This window comes from Halorubrum sp. B53 (genome assembly GCF_059752395.1).
In genome coordinates, this window is record NZ_MWTH01000005.1 from 78,978 (window position 1) to 96,642 (window position 17,665).

Genomic DNA, 17,665 nt, shown 5'->3' on the forward strand with positions numbered 1-17,665 from the left:
AAACGTTTATCCGTGGTCTGTGCGTACGAATTCGTGTCTGGGCCGGTAGCTCAGTTAGGGAGAGCGTCCGGCTTTTAACCGGACGGTCGGGGGTTCGAATCCCTCCCGGCCCGTTTTCCTGCGACCAACGGGAGCAGTGAAAACGCCAGCGGGATTCGAACCAGGGAGCACGCAGCGCCGAGAGAAGCGAGGCAACCGTGCGAGTGGGGTTCGAATCCCTCCCGGCCCGCTGTACCGCCGCGAGCAACACCGAGAGCGACGCGGCCGCTCCAAGCCGTCGAAATCGAGGGAAAAAGCGCGTGACGTGTCGCCGAAACCGAACTCAGTACCCGAGCTGCTCGCGCACGAGGACGACCGTCGTCCGGCCCTCCTCCGTCTCCTGTCGGTAGATGAGCTGCTTGGCGATCGACGATTCGACGCCGTACGCCTCCTGGGCGCGCTCGTTCTCCAGCGGGTACGCGACCGACTCCAGTCGGTCGAGGGCGTCGTCGAGGGTCGGGACGATCTTGTTCGCGCCGCTGACGATGACCACGTTGCCGGCGGCGAACGGGTACGCCCCGATCCGGCTGCCGGAGAGGTCGGCGGCGACGAGCTCGCCCGTCTCCGCGATCGCGTTGATCCCGCCGAGGAAGTAGTCCGCGGTCTGGGCCTTCCGGCGCGCCGCCTGTCGCTCGGCGTCGTCGTCGATGCTCCAGATCTCGTCCGGGAGGCTCTCCCACTCGTGGTCGCCCTCGCTCAGGAGCTCGTCGAACCCGATCTCCTCGAGCGTCGTCGAGTGACCGTTCATCACGGACGCGCCCGCGGGGATCTGCGCTTCGACCGCCGCCAGCGCCTCGTCGGCGGAGTCGACGACGACGACCTCGAACCCGTTGGCTTCGAGGCCCTCGACCGCCGATTCGACGGTCTCGTCGTCGGGGAGCTGGTCGAGCGCGTCGTCGATCTCGGTGTCGTCCGCGTAGTCCGCTTTCTGTTGTGGCATGGTGAAGTGACCGCGAATCGGGACCACGGTGCGCCGCTCCGTGGATGAGTCCACGCCGAGAGACGCCGGGTCCGTCTCGTGTACGAACCGAGGAGCGGACGACACTTAACGACTCGCGAACACTCGTGTCGGGTGGTGACACCGGTGTTATCGTCGTGTCGGCGGGGCGACCGCTCGGTTCGTGACGGGTAAGACGAGCTGGTCGATACCGCGATCGACGAGCCGCCGGCTACGCGAGCGGTCGTCTCGATAAAAATCGCGTGTCGTCGAGGCCCGTGAGGGCGCGCGACGGTCGGTCGGCGGGTCGGTTCGGCGAAGCGACTGCGGTCGGCGTGGGGTGTGTGGTGTGGCCTACGCGAAGCTCACATCGCACCGCCCATACCGCCCATGCCGCCCATGCCGCCGCCCATGCCGCCGGGCGCGCCGCCGGGGCCGCCCTCGTCGCCGCCGTCGTCGGTGCCGCCGCCCTTGAGGTCGCCGGCCGCGATGACGTCGTCGATGCGGAGGATCATGACGGCCGCCTCGGTGGCGGACTCGATGGCCTGGGTCTTGACGCGGAGCGGCTCCACGACGCCCTCGGCCTCCATGTCGATCACGTCGCCCGTGTAGGCGTCGAGACCGGCGCCGAACTCGCCGCCGTCGTGGCGGGAGCGGAGGTCGACCAGCGAGTCGATGGGGTCGAGGCCCGCGTTCTCGGCGAGGGTGCGCGGGACGACTTCCAGCGCGTCGGCGAACGCCTCGACGGCGAGCTGCTCGCGGCCGCCGACGGAGTCGGCGAAGTCGCGGAGCTGCAGCGCGAGCTCGGCCTCGGGGGCGCCGCCGCCGGGCAGGACCTGCCCGTCGAGCAGCGTCGTGCGGACGACGCCGAGCGAGTCCTCGATGGCGCGCTCGACCTCGTCGACGACGTGTTCGGTGCCGCCGCGGAGGATGAGGGTGACGGACTTCGCCTGCTCGACGTCCTCGACGAAGATGCGCTCGTCGCCGCCGATGTCCTTCTGGGCCACGGAGCCGGCGAAGCCGAGGTCGTCCGACTCGATGTCCTCGAGGTTGGAGACGACGCGGCCGCCGGTCGCGCGGGCGAGACGATTCAGGTCACCGGACTTCGCGCGGCGGACGGCGAGGATGCCCTCCTGCGCGAGGTAGTGCTGGGCCATGTCGTCGATGCCGTCGCCGACGAAGACGACGTCGGCGCCGATGTCGACGAGGTGGTCGACCATCTCGCGGAGCTGCTCCTCTTCCTGGTCGAGGAACTGCTGGAGCTGGTCGGGGTCGGTGACGTTGACCTCGGCGTCGATCTCCGTCTCCTTGACCTCGATGGCGCCGTCGAACAGCGCCACGTCCGCGTCCTCGACGGCGAAGGGCATGTTCTCGTCGACGCGCTCCTTGTCGACGATGACGCCCTCGACGAGCTCGGACTGGTCGATCGAGCTGCCGACGACCTTCTCGACGGAGACGTTCTCCGTATCGATGTCGTCGTCGTCAGCGACTGCGAGCACGGAGTCGACGACGAGCTCGGCGAGGAGGTCCTTGGAGTTCTCGGCGCCCTTGCCCGTCATCGCCGTCTCGGCGATCTCGACGAGCGTGTCGTAGTCGTCCTCGGAGACCTCGATGGCCTCCTCTTCGAGGATCTCCTTGGCCTTCTCGGAGGCCTGACGGTACCCCTGCGCGAGGGTCGTCGCGTGGATGTCCTGATCGAGGAGCTCCTCGGCCTGATCGAGGAGCTCACCGGCGACCACGACCGCGGAGGTGGTGCCGTCGCCGACCTCCTCCTCCTGCGTCTCGGAGACCTCGACGATCATGTTGGCCGCCGGGTGGTCGATGTCCATCTCCTTCAGGATGGTGACGCCGTCGTTCGTGACGACGACGGACCCGCCGGAGTCGACGAGCATCTTGTCCATCCCTTTCGGGCCGAGCGTGGTGCGGACGGACTCCGCGACCGCCTTGCCGGCCGTGATATTCATGTTCTGAGCGTCCTTTCCGGAGGTTCGCTGCGACTCCTCAGAAAGTACGATCATGGGCTGATTGCCCATCCGCTGGCGCTGTGACATTACAACCTTTGATTGTTTGTGATTCTATATAAACCCTTCGTTCGGGTCGTGCGAAACCGCAACACGGTGGGGGAGTACCGGCCGGTATGGGTTATGTTCACACGGGTGTTTATATAGAACGACAGATTGGGCGATGAGGCGTGGATCGTTTATAAATGGATCTGCGGTCGGCGCGTGCCTACGAGCGGGCCGTCGGCCCGCGAGGAGCACGCGCGACGAGGCTGGGCTTTGGCGGTGTTCACCGTCGATCCAGTATGAGCCGTTTATAAACGAGCGGTTGGGGGTTTGGAGCGGTCCACCGCCACCACGCTGAACTATAACTGAGTGACGACGCCGACAACCGGGACGCCCTAGTCTGATTACTTCGGTGCGTTGAAGCTCACGTCGTCGTCGAGCTCGTTCGACATCCGTTCGAGGTACGAGTACACCGCGCCGTGGGGCGCGCCGTCCAGCAGCATCCCGACCGCTCGACGGACCACTTCGAGCTCCTCGGGCTGGCCGACGGCGCCCACCGTCGAGCCGTAGACGACGACGTTCGCGCCCGACAGCTCCTCTAACAGCTCCCGAGTCCGACCGTTCTCGCCGATGATCCGCCCCTTCTTGCGCTGGAGGTCGTTGTCGTTGCGGGTGTGCTCGGACAGATCGATCAGGTCGAGCGTCCGGAGGTCGTGGTCGAGGATCGACATGGCCGTCTCCGGCGTGAACCCCCGCCCGATCGCCTTGATCACGTCCGGCGCGACCATCGCGGCGACGGGGTCGTCGCGCTCCTCGATGGCGACGCTGCCCGACTCTGAGTCCACGTCCAGCCGCACGTTCGCCCGCTCCTCGATCTCCCGCATCGTCTCGCCGCCGGCGCCGATGACGACGCCGATACGGTCCTGCGGAACCGTCACGTGTTGCATGCGTCGGAATACCCGGCGAAGCCTTTTAAGCGTGTCCGCCGGCCCCGGGTGTGCGGTCGCGTGACGGGGTCTTCGGCCGCTTGAGACCGATACCGTCGCGATTCACTCGTCCGGCTCCCCGCTCGGGTCGGCCTCCGGTTCCGTCACGTACGACCGGAGGTTGTCCGGGTCGACGTCGATCCCCTGCCGGGTGAAGAATGTCGCCACGTTCTCGCAGTCCCGCTGGAGGAACTCGCCGGCGTTCGGGTGGTGGACCGTCACCGCCTGCCCCAGATCGATGATCACCAGCTCGCCGTCGTGGATGATCATGTTGTACTCCGAGAGGTCGCCGTGGATCAGGCCGGCGCGGTAGAGCCGGCGCATGTACTCGCGGACGACCTCGTAGGCGGTCTCGGGGTTCTCCACGTCGACCTCGTTCAGCCGCCGGGCGCGGTCCTCGGCGTGGCCGACGAGCTCCATCACGAGGACGTTCCGCTGGACCGCGATCGGCTCGGGGACGCGCACGCCGGCCTTGCGCGCGCGTTCGAGGTTCGCGAACTCCTTGCGGGTCCACGCCAGCACGACCGCCTTCTTGTCGCTCGCGATCCCCTCGAAGCGCGGGTCGCCCTCGAGGTAGTCGCGCATCTGCCGGAAGTTCGAGGAGTTGATCCGGTACACCTTAACGGCGACCTCGCGCTCAGAGTGGGCGCCCTCGGGGCCGCCCCTCGCGGCCTCGGAGCCGGGCTCCGGGCGCTCGCCCGCCTGCCCGCCGAGCGCCTCGAAGACGCTCGCCTCCTTCCCCGTCGACACCGGGCCGCCGAAGGCGTCGACGTAGCCGTCCTGCACGAGCTTGTACACCGCCGCCAGCGTCGCGTCGTCGAACACCGACTCCTGGAGCTTGAACTGCTCGGTGTCCTTGATCCGCTTGCGGAACTCGTCGAACTCGCGGTCCTGCCGCCGGGCGATCCGGTCGGCCTCCGTGTCGGAGACGTCCAACTGTTCCCACTCGTCGCCGGGCTGGTCGTCGGGCTCTAGCAGGACGAACTCCTCGCTCATTCGCCTCGGCGTTCGTCGCCGCGAGGGATAAGCGAGGGGGTCACAGCACGTCGAGTGCGTCCTCCACCGGCATGTGGCCGTCCCGGACCGCCTCCAGCACCTCGCGGCGCTCCTCCGCCTCGGGGTCGACCGCGTCCTCGCCGCCGCCGATCTCGTCGAGGGTCACCTTCTCCGTCTCGCCGACGAACTCGGGGAAGTCGGTGCCGTCGGCGAGCGCCTTCTCCTTCTTCACCCGATACGACCCGGCGTCCGTCGTGTACAGATCGCCCGGGTGGAAGAAGTACCAGTCCTCGCGGTCGAACCGCACCGCGATCCGCGCCTTCGCGCCGAAGTTCCGCGCGAAGAACGTCAGCGCCTCCACCTCCTCGCCGGTGAGGTAGATCGGGTCGCCCGCGCTCGACTTCGCCTCGATGGCGTAGAACGTGTCGCCGTCGCCGGCGAGCACGTCGGGGAGCTCTCGCTCCGTCGCGGCGCCGCTGGCCGGCGCGCGCATCACGGCGAAGCCGGCCTCGTCCAGCGCGTTCACCAACTCGCGCTCGCGGCGGTCGCCCTTCCGGTTAGCGGACACGGTCGTCGTCACCCGGTTCGGTCATGCGCGCCGTAGGCGCGAGGCGGTCAAAAGGGCGGCGGGTCGGCGCGGCCCGCTCTCTGACTCCGCCCGTCCCGCGTCACCCGCGCAGCCGCCACCACAGCGATCGGACCCGATACCCCAGCGAGTTCCGCTCGTACCCGTTCCACCCGCTCATGCCCCCCGCGAGCGTCGACGCCTCGTAGCCGGCCGCATCGAGCACGCTCGTCGCGCGCTTGGCGACGATACCCATCTTGCAGACGGTCACGACCTCCCGGTCGTCGGGGAGCTCGTCGAGTCGGCGTCGGAGCGTCGACTCGTCGCCGCCTCGCAGGTCGTCGTACACGGGCACGTTTCGGCTCGCGTCGATTGCGCCGCGCTCGTAGTCGGACGCGGGCCGGATGTCGAGCAGGAGCGGCTCGTCGTCGGTTCCCAGGCGCTCGTCCAACTCGGCGGGGAGGATGCGACCCATCGGCGGACGATCGGGTTCGCGGGGGAAATCACTGCCGCTCGCGGGCGTCGTCGCCGCGTCGAGGCACCTCCCGTCGCGCTCACTCTCCCAGTCGCTTCCGCGTACTCACTCCCGAAGCCGCTCCGCGTGCTCCGCGACGACTCGGCCGAGCCGCTCCGTGCGCTCCCGGACGTCGTCGTCGGTGATCCCCGTCTCGCCGACGATGCCCGAGGCCCCGCGGATCCCGACCTCGTGGGGGACGGTCCACGCGTGGACGTTCCGGAACGTCGACCGGAGGTGTTCTAAGGTTCCGCCGTAGGAGCCGCCGCCGGCGGTCGCCAGCAGTCCGACCGCGGTGTTCTCGTACTCCGTCGAGCCGCAGAAGTCGTGGAAGTTCTTGAACGTCGAGGAGAAGGAGCCGCGGTAGACGGGGGTGCCGGCCAGCACGCCGTCGGCCTCGCGCACCCGCCGCAGCAGCGCCTCGCTGTCGCCCTGCGCGTCCTCGTCCGGGTGGTACAGCGGGAGGTCGACTGCGCCCAGATCGATCATTCCGGTCTCGGCGCCGGCGTCCGCCGCGGCGCCGAGCGCGACCTCCAGCGCGGTCCGCGTGGTGCTGTTCGTCCGCCGGCTGCCGGAGACGGCGACGATTCGGGTCATACGTCAGGCTCGGCGCCGAACGGCAAAAAACGAGGGCCATCGTCGGTGACCGACCGCGCTGTCTTGTCGTCGTTTATAAATAATTGACTAGAGACCGTTGGTGACCACCGCCAAAGCCCCAGCCGCTCGGCGATACGTCGTTGCTGACGGATCGACAGCGAACACTTCCAAAGCCCCAGCCGCTCGGCGATACGTCGTTGCTGACGGATCGACAGCGAACACCGCCAAAGCCCCAGCCGTTCGGCGATACGTCGTTGCTGACGGATCGACAGCGAACACTTCCAAAGCCCCAGCCGCTTTGAGTCCCGCCCAACAGCACCACTGGAAGACGGTCCTGCTCGCTCACTGGGTTCGCTGCGCGGGCTGCGACTTCCATGCTCCCGCTCGTTCCACTCGCGGGACCGCAACCGCACCTCACACCTCCCCAGCCTCGTCGGTGGTCCTTCGCTTCGCTCCGGACCACCGACTCCCTCGCGCGTGCACCTCGCGCCCTGCGGGCGCTCGGCGGCGCGCGCCACCACAGTCCATTTATAAATCATCACTCTCGGCTCGCCCCCGCAAGGCTCGCGCGCGGCACCGGGCATTATTGTCCCGGCCGCCGACGGGGTGGACATGGACAAGATTGCCTTCGGCACGGACGGGTGGCGGGCGACGCTCGACGTCTTCACCGACGAGCGCGTGCGGATCGTGGGGCAGGCCATCGCCGACCACCTCGACGCGGCGGGCCACGACGAACCGGTCGCGGTCGGCTACGACGCCCGAGAGACCTCGGAGGGGTTCGCCGAGAGCCTCGCCGAGGTGTTCGCCGGCAACGGCTTCGACGTGGTTCTCCCCGAGCGCGACGCGCCGACGCCCGTGATCGCGTACGCCATCGTCGACCGCGGGCTCGCCGGCGCCTGCATGGTCACGGCCTCGCACAACCCGCCCGAGTACAACGGCGTGAAGTTCATCCCGAGCGACGGCGCGCCAGCGCTCCCGGACGTCACGGAGGACGTGGTCGACCGACTCGCCGAGCCCGACCTCCTCCCCGAAGACGAGCGCGGCGAGATCTCCCGCGTCGACCTCGTCTCCGCGCACGCCGACGCGGCCCACGACCTCGTGGGCGCGGATCTGGAGGGGCTCACGGTCGCGTACGACGCGATGCACGGGAGCGGGCGCGGCGTCACCGACGCGCTGCTGGAGTCCGCCGGCGCGGAGGTCCGCCGCCTGCGCTGCGAGCGCGACGTGACGTTCGGCGGCGACTCCCCCGAGCCGTCGGCCGAGCACCTCGAGGAACTGGCCGCCCGCGTCACCGACCCCGACAGCGACGTCGACCTGGGGATCGCCAACGACGGCGACGCCGACCGGATCGCGGTCGTCACGCCCGAGCGCGGCGTGCTCGACGCGAACCTCTTCTACGCCGCCTGCTACGACCGGCTGCTGGAGGAGGACTCCGGCCCCGCGGTCCGCACCGTCTCGACGACGTTCCTCGTCGACCGAATCGCCGAGGCGCACGGCGAGGAGGTGTACGAGACCCCGGTCGGGTTCAAGTGGGTCGCCGAGGCGATGGGCGAGCACGACGCGCTGTTCGGCGGCGAGGAGTCGGGCGGGTTCACCCTCCGCGGGCACGTCCGGGAGAAGGACGGCGTGCTGATGTCGCTGCTCGCCGCGGGCACCCACGCCGCGGAGCCGTTCGACGAGCGGGTGGACCGCCTGCTCGACGAGCACGGGCAGATCGCGGCCGGGAAGGTGTCGCTCGACTGCCCGGACGACCGCAAGGAGGGGGTCCTCGACGAGCTGGAGGACCACATCCCCGAGTCGGTCCGCGGCTCCCCCGTCGCGAAGGTCGTCACGCTCGACGGCTTCAAGCTCCTCTTAGAGAACGGCTCGTGGCTGCTCGTGCGCCCCTCCGGGACGGAGCCGAAGCTTCGGGTGTACGCCGAGGCGGACGGCGAGGAGGCGGTCGACGAGCTGCTCGCCGAGGGCCGCGACATCGTCGAGCCGCTGATCTGAGCGCGCCGCCGAGGACGCCCGACCCGGCGCGTCGAATCCCCGCGGCGCACGGCGAACGACTTTCAGTTCCGCCTTGCATTCGGCTCGAATATTTATAAATTAACTTCGTATCGTCGCGTGCGGTCGCCCTCCGGCCGCGAGTCCCATGCACGACGAGCCGCCCGCGCCACGGACGACGGAGGTACCGATCGCCGACTCGACGGCCGAACCGACCGACGACCGCCGCGAGCGCGACGACCGACCGGAACGCGGCGGGGAGGCGCCCGCGACCGAACCTCCCTCGCCTCGCCCCCGAGACGGAGTGGACCCGCCCGACGGGGAGGCGCCGATCGCGTCGGACGACGATCCCGACCGCGACGGCGACAACCCCGACCGCGACGGCGACAACCCCGACCGCGACGGCGACGAGGCACCCCTCGCGTACCGGCTCGAACGGCTCCGGCTGTGGCGGACGCTGGCGACGCTCGCGGTCGTCGTCGCCCGCCTCATCCGGTCGCTTTGAGCGTTTCCGTGCCGGCCCGATTGGGTGCCTTTTTAGGTGATACCGCCCTAGCCGAACGTATATGTTCAAGGCCATCGTGGGCGCGTCGACGTTTCAGGACGCGCTCGATTCGGTGAGCGTGCTGGTCGACGAGTGTAAGATCCGCCTGAACGAGGAGGAGCTCTCGATCCGCGCCGTCGACCCCGCCAACGTTGGCATGGTCGACCTCACCCTCGAAGCCGCGGCGTTCGAGTCGTACGAGGCCGACGGCGGCGTCATCGGCGTCAACCTCGCGCGCTTGGAGGACATCGCCGGCATGGCCAACTCCGGCGACCTGATCCACCTCGAACTCGACGAGGAGACCCGCAAGCTCCACATCGAGATCGACGGCCTCTCGTACACCCTCGCGCTCATCGACCCCGACTCTATCCGCCAGGAGCCGGACATCCCGGACCTCGACTTGGCCGCCGAGATCGTCGTCGAGGGCGCCCAGATCGACCGCGGGATCAAGGCCGCCGACATGGTCTCGGACCACATCCGCCTGCGCGTCGACGAGACCGACGAGGCGTTCTTCATCGAGGCCGAGGGCGACACCGACGACGTCGACCTCGAACTCACGCGCGAGGACCTCATCGCGCTCACCGCCGGCCCCGCCGACTCGTTGTTCAGCCTCGACTACCTGAAGGACATGAACAAGGCGATCCCCGGCGACGCCGAGGTCACCATCGAGCTCGGCGAGGAGTTCCCGGTCAAGCTCCACTACGGGTTCGCAGAAGGGCTCGGAAATGTGACATTCATGCTAGCCCCCCGCATTCAGAGCGACTGAAGCGCCCGAAAACGACCTTTCCAGTGTAGCTGTCTGACGGCTCTATTCCTCACTCTCCGTTCACGATCGGGATCGACACCGTCACCGTCGTCCCCCGCGGCTCGCGCTCGGCGTAGTCGACGTCGGCGCCGACCGCCGCGGCGCCCCACGCGACGACCCACAGCCCGAGCCCGGAGCCGTGTTCGAGCGCCGTCTCCCGCCCGGCCTCGACGGTCTCGATCTCGTGGTCGGGGATCCCCGGACCGTCGTCGGCGACGGTGAGGACGAACCGGTCGGGCTCCTCCTCGTCGCCCTCGCCGCGCTCCCGTTCGAGCGACACCCGGACCCACGGCCCGCCGTCGTCGCGCTCGACGCCCTCCCCGTCGTGGTGGACCACGGCGTTCTCGACGGTGTTCTCGACGACCGCGCGGAGCGCGTCGGCCCTGACGCGGGTGGTCCACTCTTCGGTGTCCCTCTCTGTGCCCCGCCCCACGTCCAGTTCGACGGTCGCGTCGCCGTCGCGCTCCCGCCCGTCGGCGACGGCGCTCTCGACGAGCTCGTCGACGGCGACCGCGTTCGCCTCCCCGTCGGAGAGGAGCCGCTCGACGGTGCCCGCCTTCTCGCCGAGCGCGGCCAGCGCGCCCGCCCGGCGCTCGATCGCGTCGGCCATCCGCGCCAGCTCGGGGTCCTCCAATCGGTCGGCGAGCAGCTCGCCGTAGCCGTGGACGACGCCGGCGTCGTTCCGCAGGTTGTGCCGGAGCACGCGGTTCAACACCTCCAGCTGCTGCCGCCGGCGCTCCCGCTCCGTCACGTCCGAGAAGACGACCGTGTAGCCCACGCGGGTCCCGCTGGGGTCGGTCAGCGGCGAGGTCGACACCGCGTACGTGCGGCGCCCCGCGCCGAGTCCGGTGTCGACCTCGACCGTCTCGCGGGTGGTGCCCCCCTCGTCGTCGCCGCTCTCGTTGTCCTTCCCGTCCGCTCCGACCGGGACGTCGAGGAACGCGTCGAGGGGGCGGTCGCGGGCGGTCTCGGCGTCCGCGCCCAGCAGCGTCTCGGCGGCGGGGTTGAGCCGGACCACGCGTCGGTCCGGTGCGAGCGCGACGATCGGGTCGGCGAGGTCGTCGATCGCGGTTCGCTCGGCGGCGCGGCTCGTCGTCGGGTTGCGGTCGAACATCTCCGCGCGGTTGAACGCGTACGCGTCGAGCAGCACGTGGGGGACGAACATGATCGGCGCGAGCTGGAGCCGCGGCACCGGCCCGATCTGCAGCGTCCACGCGACCAGGGCGAACCCCGGCGGCAGCGAGCTCAGCGCGACCGCGGCGCTCTCCCGGCGGTACAGCGGGCCGTAGCTGAGCAGGGTGTCGACCAGCAGGAAGACCGCGCTGGCGACGAGCACGGTCTCGACGGCGACGACGAGGTACGCCCAGAGGCCGAACGCGTACGAGGCCGTCGCGACGCCGAACGCGGGGTCGATCCCGAACCCGGTCCAGAACGCCCCGTGGAACGGGTTCGTCGCCAAGAGGGCCGTCGAGAGCAGCCCGAAGCCGACGACGGAGGCGAACAGCCGGCCGCGGACCACGTCGCTCCGGCCCGTGTACTCCAGCGCGAAGCCGAGGAAGGCGACGCCGGTCCAGACGATCCCGAGCCACGCCGTCGTCTCCAGCGCGGCCCGGAGCGTCGGGTCCGAGACGAGCAGCCCGACCCCGTAGGAGAGACACCACGTCGCCTGCGCGGCGAACACGCCGAGAAACCAGTCGACGCCGGGGCGTCCCCGGTGTTCGCGGATCGCCAGCGCGAGACCGATCGCCCCCGCCCCGCCGGCGAGCGAGCCGCCGGCGGGCCACGCGGGGACGAGGTCGAGGACCATGCGTGGGGGACGACGGCGACGGCCGGCGTAAAACTGTCGTGCGGCCGCGGTCCGAGTCGCCCCCGCCTCGGCGCGGTCATCCGGTCCGGCGCCCGAACGCCGCCGCGACGGGGACGAGGAGCAGCGCGCCGACGAGGAACGGCGACGCGACGGCGACCGTGTAGAGGACGGCCATCAGCGGCGGCCCCACCGTTCGACCGAGGCTCGACGCGCCCTGCGTGACGCCGAAGGCGGCCCCCTGTTCCGCGTCGTCGGCCGACGTCGAGACGAGCGTCGCCAGCGAGACGTTGACGAGGGCGTTCCCCAGCGAGAGCGCCGCGAGCGCGACGAGCAGCGCGACCAGCGGGAGCGTGAGCCACGCCGGCCCGCCGAGCGCGACGTCGCCGGCCGCCCGGTCGACGAGTCCGGTGGCGGGGATCGCGACGAGCGCGGCCGCGAGAACGACCGATCCGACGGCGACGAGCGTTCGCGAGGGGACGATCCGCGAGAGCCGTCCGACGAGCACCCCCTGGTTCACCGCCCCGAGGACGCCGACGTAGGTGAGCAGGAACGCGGCGGCCGTCGCGTCGTAGCCGAACGCGTCGGCGACGTACGGGATGAACATCACCTGCACGCCCGCGAACGCGACGGCGACGACGAAGTACGCGACCGTCAGCGGTCGGAGCGCGACCGAGGAGAGCGCGTCGCGGAACTGGCCGATCGCGGTGGTGCGGCGGCGGCCCTCCGCGCCTGCCGCGCCCGCCGCCGGCCGCGTCCGGTTCGGTTCCTCGAGGAAGACGAACCCGACGCCCACCGCGAGGAAGCTCATCCCCGCCGCCGCGAAGCTCGGCAGCGAGTACGCCGTCGCCGGGATGAACGCCGGGAAGAGAGCGCCTGCGCGGGCCACGACGGGATCGGCCGCGAGCAGGCCACCGATCGCCGGGCCGAAGACGAAGCCCAGCGCGAAGGAGGCGCCGACGAGCCCGAGCGCGCCCGCGCGTCGGTCTCGGGGCGTGATGTCGGCGACGTACGCCTGCGCCGCGGCGATGTTGCCGCCCATCGCCCCGGCGAGCGTCCGGGAGCCGAACAGCGTCGCCAGCGCGGCGACGGTGCCGAAGCGCGCCCCCGACTCCCCGGCGTAGCCGAACGTCACCCACGCGACGCCGGCGGTCGCGAGCGACGCGAGCAGGACGGGCCGGCGCCCGATCCGGTCCGAGAGCCGGCCGAGCGTGGGCGCCGCGAGGAACTGCGCGAGCGAGTACGACGCCGCGAGCAGGCCGATGAAGGCGTCGCTGACGCCGAACGACCGCACGTAGAAGGGGAGGATGGGGATCACGATCCCGAAGCCGACCAGGTCGATGAACACGACGCCGATCACGACCGCGAGCGCGCGCCGCGGGTTGGCGACGGCGGGTGGTCGCTGCCCCTCGTCGTCGCCGCGGTCGGCGACGAGCGTCTCCACCTCGTCCCCGCTCGCCGCCGCGCCGGCCTCCGGGTGTGTCACGGTCGAGAGAGGCCGCGCGCGAACTTAAGAAGGCGGCCGCGGTACGTCGCCGCGGCCGGCGGCGACTCTGACTTATAAATGCCGCTCGATGACGCGCTTCGCGGCCTGCCCCTTCTCCTTCCAGCCGTACCCCTCGTCGTACACGTGGCGCTTCGCGTCGACGAGCTCCTCGGGCGTCGACTCCTCGAAGCCGCCGCGGTCCCACGCGCCGGACTCGCGCAGCCACTCGACGACGTTCTCGCGGGTCTCGGGCCACGAGAGCCCGACCATCTCGTACCACGCGACCATCGCGAAGACGGCGTTGTCGTGGCAGCCGGGGACGGAGCCGTGCTCGTAGACGGTCCGCATGGGGTCGCGGGTCGGCTCCGAGACGAGCTCCTTGAACTCCGCGGCGGTGAGCAGCCGGAGCCGACCGTTCTCCTCGACGACGCGCTGCTCGCGCTCCAAGGCGTCGAGCGCGGCCTTACGGAGCCCGCCCCACTCGCCGTGGACCGCCTCGCGGAGCGTGGACTCGGCCATCCCGTCGGGCTCGGCGGTGAGGACCGTCAGGAGGTCCGTGTACGCCTTCTCGATGGTCGGCCAGCTCACGCCCTCGAAGTCGCAGTCGGCGTCGTGGAGGCTGTTGGTCGTCCGACAGCCGGGACACGGGTAGCGGAACGTCGGCACTGGGTGGGAGTGTGCGGCCGCGGGAGTTAGGGTTTTCGCGACGCCCGGCGGGGGCGGAGCGCCGGGCGACCCCGGAGCCGCTCGGAATAGCCACGATCGATCACCCGCTTCCGAAACGTTTACTCGCCGGCCGGACGCGATTTCAGACGGTATGACAAAAGTCAGCGTCATCGGTGCGGCGGGGACCGTCGGGGCCGCGGCCGGCTACAACCTCGCGTTGCGCGACGTGGTCGACGAGCTCGTCTTCGTCGACATCCCGGACCAGCGCGAGACGACGATCGGGCAGGCGGCCGACACCAACCACGGCATCGCCTACGACTCGAACACGACCGTCCGGCAGGGCGAGTACGCGGACACCGCCGGCTCGGACGTCGTCGTGATCACGGCCGGGATCCCGCGGAAGGAGGGCCAGACCCGGATCGATCTGGCGGGCGACAACGCGCCCATCATGGAGGACATCGGCTCGTCGCTGGCCGAGCACAACGACGACTTCGTCACCGTCACCACCTCGAACCCGGTCGACCTGCTGAACCGCCACCTGTACGAGGCGGGCGACCGCGACCGCGGTCAGGTGGTCGGCTTCGGCGGGCGGCTCGACTCCGCGCGCTTCCGCTACGTCCTCTCCGAGCGCTTCGACGCGCCCGTGCAGAACGTCGAGGCGACGATCCTCGGCGAGCACGGCGACGCGCAGGCGCCCGTCTTCTCGAAGGTGCGCGTGGACGGCCGCGACCCCGAGTTCGACGCCGACGAGAAAGAGCAGATCCTGGCGGACCTCCAGGAGTCGGCGATGGACGTGATCAGCCGCAAGGGCGCCACGCAGTGGGGCCCGGCCACCGGCGTCGCGCACACGGTCGAGGCGATCCTGAACGACACCGGCGAGGTGCTCCCCTGTTCGGTCGTGCTCGACGGCGAGTTCGGCTACGACGACACCGCGCTCGGCGTGCCCGCGAAGCTCGGTTCGAACGGCGTCGAGGAGGTCGTCGAGTGGGACCTCGACGAGTACGAGGCCGAGCTGCTCGATGAGGCCGCCGAGAAGCTCTCCGAGCAGTACGAGAAGATCGCGTAACAGCCGAGTCGACCCCCTCGGTTGCCGAGGCCGACGCGATCTCGATACTCCGTTTTTTGCGTGATGCTGGCCGGAGCTTGCGACAGCGCCGAACGCTTATTTATAAGTAAAGCTGTGCGGTGGCGCGTGCCACCGAGCGCCCACCGGGCGCGAGGTGCACGCGCGAGGGACGCGGTGAGCGCTCGAAGAGCGCGAACCGCGAGGCTGGGGAGGTGTGAGGCTGCGGTCGCGGTGGGGGCGGGACTCAAAGGGGCGGTCGCGAGGGCGAAGCACGCCGCAGCAAGCACCGCAGCGAGCGATAGCGAGCGAGGAGCGCAGCAAGGCGCGCGAGACGTCGCGGCCGGGGCTTTGGAGGTGTTCGTCCTCGCTCCGTCAGCAGCTGCGTATACCCGAGCGGCCGGGGCTTTGGAGGTGTTCACCGGCGATCCGCAGCTGTCCGCCTATAAACAACCGACTCAGAGTTCTCACTCCGCTTATTCGCCGTCGGCGTTCGCGAAGAACTCCACGTCGCCGGCGATGACCGCGCTCGCGACCACGCCGCCGCCGACCAGCAGCGCGACGACGAGCGTCGTCAGCGTCACCGAGAGTGCGTCACCGCCGACCGCGACGCCGACGAACGCGCCGACGGAGCCGCCGACGCCGCCGGCGATGACCGCGAGCGTCTGTGCCTCGCTCATAGGTGTCGGTTTCCCAACACGGATAATAAGCGTTCGCGTCGGGCTCTCACGGGTGATAACGGGACGAGCGGTCGTCGACGCGCCTCTCAACCGTCGGCGGCGCACCTCTCGACCGCCGTCAGCGCGGATAGCGTCGGCCGAGGTCGACGCCGTGGCCGCCGTCCTCCGCTTCGGTTGCGTCGTCGCTCTCCGCGCTCTCGTCTCCGGTGTCCTCCGCCGTCTCCTCGCCCGGACTCACGCTCCCGGTCCGGTAGCCGGCCATGTCGAGGGTGACGTAGTCGAAGCCGAGGTCGGTGAGGTGCTCGTGGACGGCGTCGGCGAACGCCGGGTCGAGCGCGCGCTCCAGCTCGTCAGGGGCGATCTCGACGCGCGCGAGCCCGTCGTGGTCGCGGACGCGGAACCCCTCGAACCCCCACTCGCGGAGCACTCGCTCGGCTTTCTCCACGCGTGTCAGCCGCTCCTCCGTCACCTCTAGGCCGGTCGGGATCCGCGAGGAGAGACACGCCATCGACGGCTTGTCGGCGACCGAGAGGTCGTACGCCTCGGCGATCTCGCGGACCTCGCCCTTCGAGATCCCGGCGTCCAGCAGCGGCGAGGACACGTCCAGCTCCTCGACCGCGCGCAGGCCGGGGCGGTGCCCCTCGCCGGGGTCGTCGGCGTTCGTCCCGTCGCAGACGGTGCCGATGCCGAGCTCTTGGGCGGTCTCGTACATCCGGCCGAGCCGCATGGTCCGGCAGTGGTAACACCGGTCGCCGTCGTTGGCGACGAAGTTCGGGTCGTCGAGCTCGGAGAACGTCACGGTCTCGTGGCGGATCCCGATCTCGCCGGCGACCCGCTTCGCGTCGTCGAGCTCCGCGGCCGGTAGCGTCTCGCTCCGCGCCGTGCACGCGACCGCGTCGTCGCCGAGGGCGTCGCGCGCGATCGCGGCGACGACCGCGGAGTCGACGCCGCCGGAGAAGGCGACGAGGACGCCGTCGCGCTCGCCGAGGGCGTCGCGGGCGGCCGCCGCCTTCGCCGCCGTCTCCGGGTCGAGGGCGTCCCGGTCGGCGGCGAGGGTGTGGTGACTCATGCCCCCGCGTTCGCGGGCGGCGGGAAAAAGCGCGTCGGCCGCGGCGAGCGCGAGGAATCCGGCGTCGCACCTCATTTCGACCGCGACCCCCCATCCTTTTGCGCGTTGCCGCGATAGCGCCGAGTAGATGGAGCTGGAGGCGATCCCCGGCGTCGGAGCGAAGACGGCCGCCGCGTTGCGCGAGCTCGACGACCCGGCCGCGACCGTCGAGTCCGGCGACGTCGCCGCGATCGCCCGCGCGCCCGGTGTCAACGAGGCCCGCGCGGCCCGCATCGCCCGCGGCGCGATCCGCCGCCGACATGGCGACGACGGCCGCGTGCTGGCGACCGACCGCGCCCGCGAGGTGTACCGGGAGGCGATCGACCTGCTGCGCGAGCGCACGGTCACCGACTACGCCGCCAAGCGGCTGGAGACCTTCTATCCGAGCGCCTCCGCCTCTCGGATCGCGGAGGCACAGTCGTTCGTCGAGTCGGCGATCGAGCGCGACCCCGACCCCGCGGTCCGCGAGGCGCTCGCGGGCGTCGAACCCCTCACCGATCCGCCGACGGTCCGCGTGCGCGACCGCTGTCTCGCGACCGCCGACGCCGAGACGCTCGCGCGGGCCGAGGCCGCCGTCCCGGAGCTCTCGGTCGAGACGGTCGAGGACGCCCGCGACGTCTCCGAGCTCGCCCGCTCGTACGCGACCGTGATCGTCTTAGACGAGGAGTTCGCCGGGCTCGACGTCGAGGGCGACGTCCACGTCCGGCCGGACGCCCTCGACGAGCCCGCCGAGACCGTCCCGGAGCGCCTGCTCGCGTTCTTCGCCGCGAACCGCGAGCGGCTGGAGGCGGCCGCGGCGGTCCACGAGGCGGCCGCGGCGGCGGGCGACCCCGTCGCCGACGGCGACCCCGCCGCGGACCCCGACCGCCTCCGCGACGCG

At 70.6% G+C, this 17,665-nt stretch carries 17 protein-coding genes and 1 tRNA gene; 6 read left to right on the forward strand and 12 right to left on the reverse strand.

What is annotated here, in order from left to right; translation table 11 throughout:
* The first annotated feature begins 39 nt into the window (after nt 1-39).
* Nucleotides 40-113, forward strand: a tRNA-Lys gene (locus B4V06_RS03865).
* Nucleotides 114-322: 209 nt separating this feature from the next.
* On the opposite strand, the gene B4V06_RS03870 is transcribed toward B4V06_RS03865, so the two are convergent.
* The 7 genes from B4V06_RS03870 to B4V06_RS03900 all read right to left on the reverse strand — a co-directional run bounded on the left by B4V06_RS03870 (nt 323) and on the right by B4V06_RS03900 (nt 6,640).
* Nucleotides 323-979 (reverse strand): lactate utilization protein, encoded by a 657-nt coding sequence (locus B4V06_RS03870; RefSeq protein WP_123114893.1) that lies wholly within the window; start codon nt 977-979, stop codon nt 323-325.
* 362 nt (nt 980-1,341) lie between these two features.
* Nucleotides 1,342-2,994, reverse strand: a complete 1,653-nt coding sequence (gene thsA / locus B4V06_RS03875; protein ID WP_498168038.1) for a thermosome subunit alpha — start codon at nt 2,992-2,994, stop codon at nt 1,342-1,344.
* A 392-nt stretch (nt 2,995-3,386) separates the two neighbouring features.
* Nucleotides 3,387-3,929, reverse strand: a complete 543-nt coding sequence (locus B4V06_RS03880; RefSeq protein WP_123113521.1) for a KH domain-containing protein — start codon at nt 3,927-3,929, stop codon at nt 3,387-3,389.
* Nucleotides 3,930-4,031: 102 nt separating this feature from the next.
* The gene (rio1, locus tag B4V06_RS03885; protein ID WP_123113520.1) at nt 4,032-4,964 is read right to left on the reverse strand and encodes a serine/threonine-protein kinase Rio1; all 933 of its coding nucleotides are present in this window, start codon (nt 4,962-4,964) and stop codon (nt 4,032-4,034) included.
* Nucleotides 4,965-5,004: 40 nt separating this feature from the next.
* Nucleotides 5,005-5,544 (reverse strand): Holliday junction resolvase Hjc, encoded by a 540-nt coding sequence (gene hjc / locus B4V06_RS03890; RefSeq protein ID WP_123113519.1) that lies wholly within the window; start codon nt 5,542-5,544, stop codon nt 5,005-5,007.
* 88 nt (nt 5,545-5,632) lie between these two features.
* Nucleotides 5,633-6,004, reverse strand: coding sequence for a rhodanese-like domain-containing protein (locus B4V06_RS03895; RefSeq protein ID WP_123113518.1), 372 nt, complete (start codon nt 6,002-6,004; stop codon nt 5,633-5,635).
* A gap of 105 nt (nt 6,005-6,109) precedes the next feature.
* Complete coding sequence (locus B4V06_RS03900) at nt 6,110-6,640, reverse strand: NADPH-dependent FMN reductase (protein ID WP_498167584.1); 531 nt, start codon at nt 6,638-6,640, stop codon at nt 6,110-6,112.
* 612 nt (nt 6,641-7,252) lie between these two features.
* On the opposite strand from B4V06_RS03900, the gene B4V06_RS03905 reads away from it, so the two are divergent.
* The 3 genes from B4V06_RS03905 to B4V06_RS03915 all read left to right on the forward strand — a co-directional run bounded on the left by B4V06_RS03905 (nt 7,253) and on the right by B4V06_RS03915 (nt 9,939).
* Entirely contained in the window at nt 7,253-8,632 is a 1,380-nt protein-coding gene (locus tag B4V06_RS03905; protein ID WP_498167587.1) for a phosphoglucomutase/phosphomannomutase family protein, read from the forward strand.
* Between the two features lie 145 nt (nt 8,633-8,777).
* A complete protein-coding gene (locus B4V06_RS03910; protein WP_123113515.1) occupies nt 8,778-9,134 on the forward strand; it encodes a hypothetical protein in 357 nt (118 codons plus the stop codon).
* A 61-nt stretch (nt 9,135-9,195) separates the two neighbouring features.
* Nucleotides 9,196-9,939 (forward strand): DNA polymerase sliding clamp, encoded by a 744-nt coding sequence (locus tag B4V06_RS03915; protein WP_123113514.1) that lies wholly within the window; start codon nt 9,196-9,198, stop codon nt 9,937-9,939.
* A 49-nt stretch (nt 9,940-9,988) separates the two neighbouring features.
* On the opposite strand, the gene B4V06_RS03920 is transcribed toward B4V06_RS03915, so the two are convergent.
* The 3 genes from B4V06_RS03920 to B4V06_RS03930 form a co-directional block, all read right to left on the reverse strand.
* On the reverse strand, nt 9,989-11,785 hold the full coding sequence (locus tag B4V06_RS03920; protein ID WP_123113513.1) for a sensor histidine kinase: 1,797 nt from the start codon (nt 11,783-11,785) through the stop codon (nt 9,989-9,991).
* Nucleotides 11,786-11,861: 76 nt separating this feature from the next.
* On the reverse strand, nt 11,862-13,268 hold the full coding sequence (locus tag B4V06_RS03925; protein WP_123113512.1) for an MFS transporter: 1,407 nt from the start codon (nt 13,266-13,268) through the stop codon (nt 11,862-11,864).
* 72 nt (nt 13,269-13,340) lie between these two features.
* Nucleotides 13,341-13,934 (reverse strand): DUF7474 family protein, encoded by a 594-nt coding sequence (locus B4V06_RS03930; RefSeq protein WP_123113511.1) that lies wholly within the window; start codon nt 13,932-13,934, stop codon nt 13,341-13,343.
* 151 nt (nt 13,935-14,085) lie between these two features.
* On the opposite strand from B4V06_RS03930, the gene mdh reads away from it, so the two are divergent.
* Nucleotides 14,086-15,000: a malate dehydrogenase gene (gene mdh / locus B4V06_RS03935; protein ID WP_123113510.1), complete on the forward strand. Its 915-nt coding sequence runs from the start codon at nt 14,086-14,088 to the stop codon at nt 14,998-15,000.
* Nucleotides 15,001-15,473: 473 nt separating this feature from the next.
* Here the strand turns inward: mdh and B4V06_RS03940 are convergent, their stop codons facing one another.
* Together B4V06_RS03940 and larE are read right to left on the reverse strand one after the other, a co-directional pair.
* Complete coding sequence (locus B4V06_RS03940) at nt 15,474-15,677, reverse strand: hypothetical protein (protein ID WP_123113509.1); 204 nt, start codon at nt 15,675-15,677, stop codon at nt 15,474-15,476.
* A gap of 118 nt (nt 15,678-15,795) precedes the next feature.
* Entirely contained in the window at nt 15,796-16,746 is a 951-nt protein-coding gene (gene larE / locus B4V06_RS03945; protein WP_123113508.1) for an ATP-dependent sacrificial sulfur transferase LarE, read from the reverse strand.
* Nucleotides 16,747-16,873: 127 nt separating this feature from the next.
* On the opposite strand from larE, the gene B4V06_RS03950 reads away from it, so the two are divergent.
* A partial coding sequence (locus B4V06_RS03950; protein ID WP_498167594.1) for a helix-hairpin-helix domain-containing protein occupies nt 16,874-17,665 on the forward strand: 792 nt, incomplete at its 3' end.

Coding starts and splice junctions, on each gene's coding strand:
- B4V06_RS03870 (WP_123114893.1), bottom strand. CDS start 979: ATGCCACAACAGAAAGCGGACTACGCGGACGACACCGAGATCGACGAC.
- thsA (WP_498168038.1), bottom strand. CDS start 2,994: ATGATCGTACTTTCTGAGGAGTCGCAGCGAACCTCCGGAAAGGACGCT.
- B4V06_RS03880 (WP_123113521.1), bottom strand. CDS start 3,929: ATGCAACACGTGACGGTTCCGCAGGACCGTATCGGCGTCGTCATCGGC.
- rio1 (WP_123113520.1), bottom strand. CDS start 4,964: ATGAGCGAGGAGTTCGTCCTGCTAGAGCCCGACGACCAGCCCGGCGAC.
- B4V06_RS03895 (WP_123113518.1), bottom strand. CDS start 6,004: ATGGGTCGCATCCTCCCCGCCGAGTTGGACGAGCGCCTGGGAACCGAC.
- B4V06_RS03900 (WP_498167584.1), bottom strand. CDS start 6,640: ATGACCCGAATCGTCGCCGTCTCCGGCAGCCGGCGGACGAACAGCACC.
- B4V06_RS03905 (WP_498167587.1), top strand. CDS start 7,253: ATGGACAAGATTGCCTTCGGCACGGACGGGTGGCGGGCGACGCTCGAC.
- B4V06_RS03910 (WP_123113515.1), top strand. CDS start 8,778: ATGCACGACGAGCCGCCCGCGCCACGGACGACGGAGGTACCGATCGCC.
- B4V06_RS03915 (WP_123113514.1), top strand. CDS start 9,196: ATGTTCAAGGCCATCGTGGGCGCGTCGACGTTTCAGGACGCGCTCGAT.
- B4V06_RS03920 (WP_123113513.1), bottom strand. CDS start 11,785: ATGGTCCTCGACCTCGTCCCCGCGTGGCCCGCCGGCGGCTCGCTCGCC.
- mdh (WP_123113510.1), top strand. CDS start 14,086: ATGACAAAAGTCAGCGTCATCGGTGCGGCGGGGACCGTCGGGGCCGCG.
- B4V06_RS03940 (WP_123113509.1), bottom strand. CDS start 15,677: ATGAGCGAGGCACAGACGCTCGCGGTCATCGCCGGCGGCGTCGGCGGC.
- larE (WP_123113508.1), bottom strand. CDS start 16,746: ATGAGTCACCACACCCTCGCCGCCGACCGGGACGCCCTCGACCCGGAG.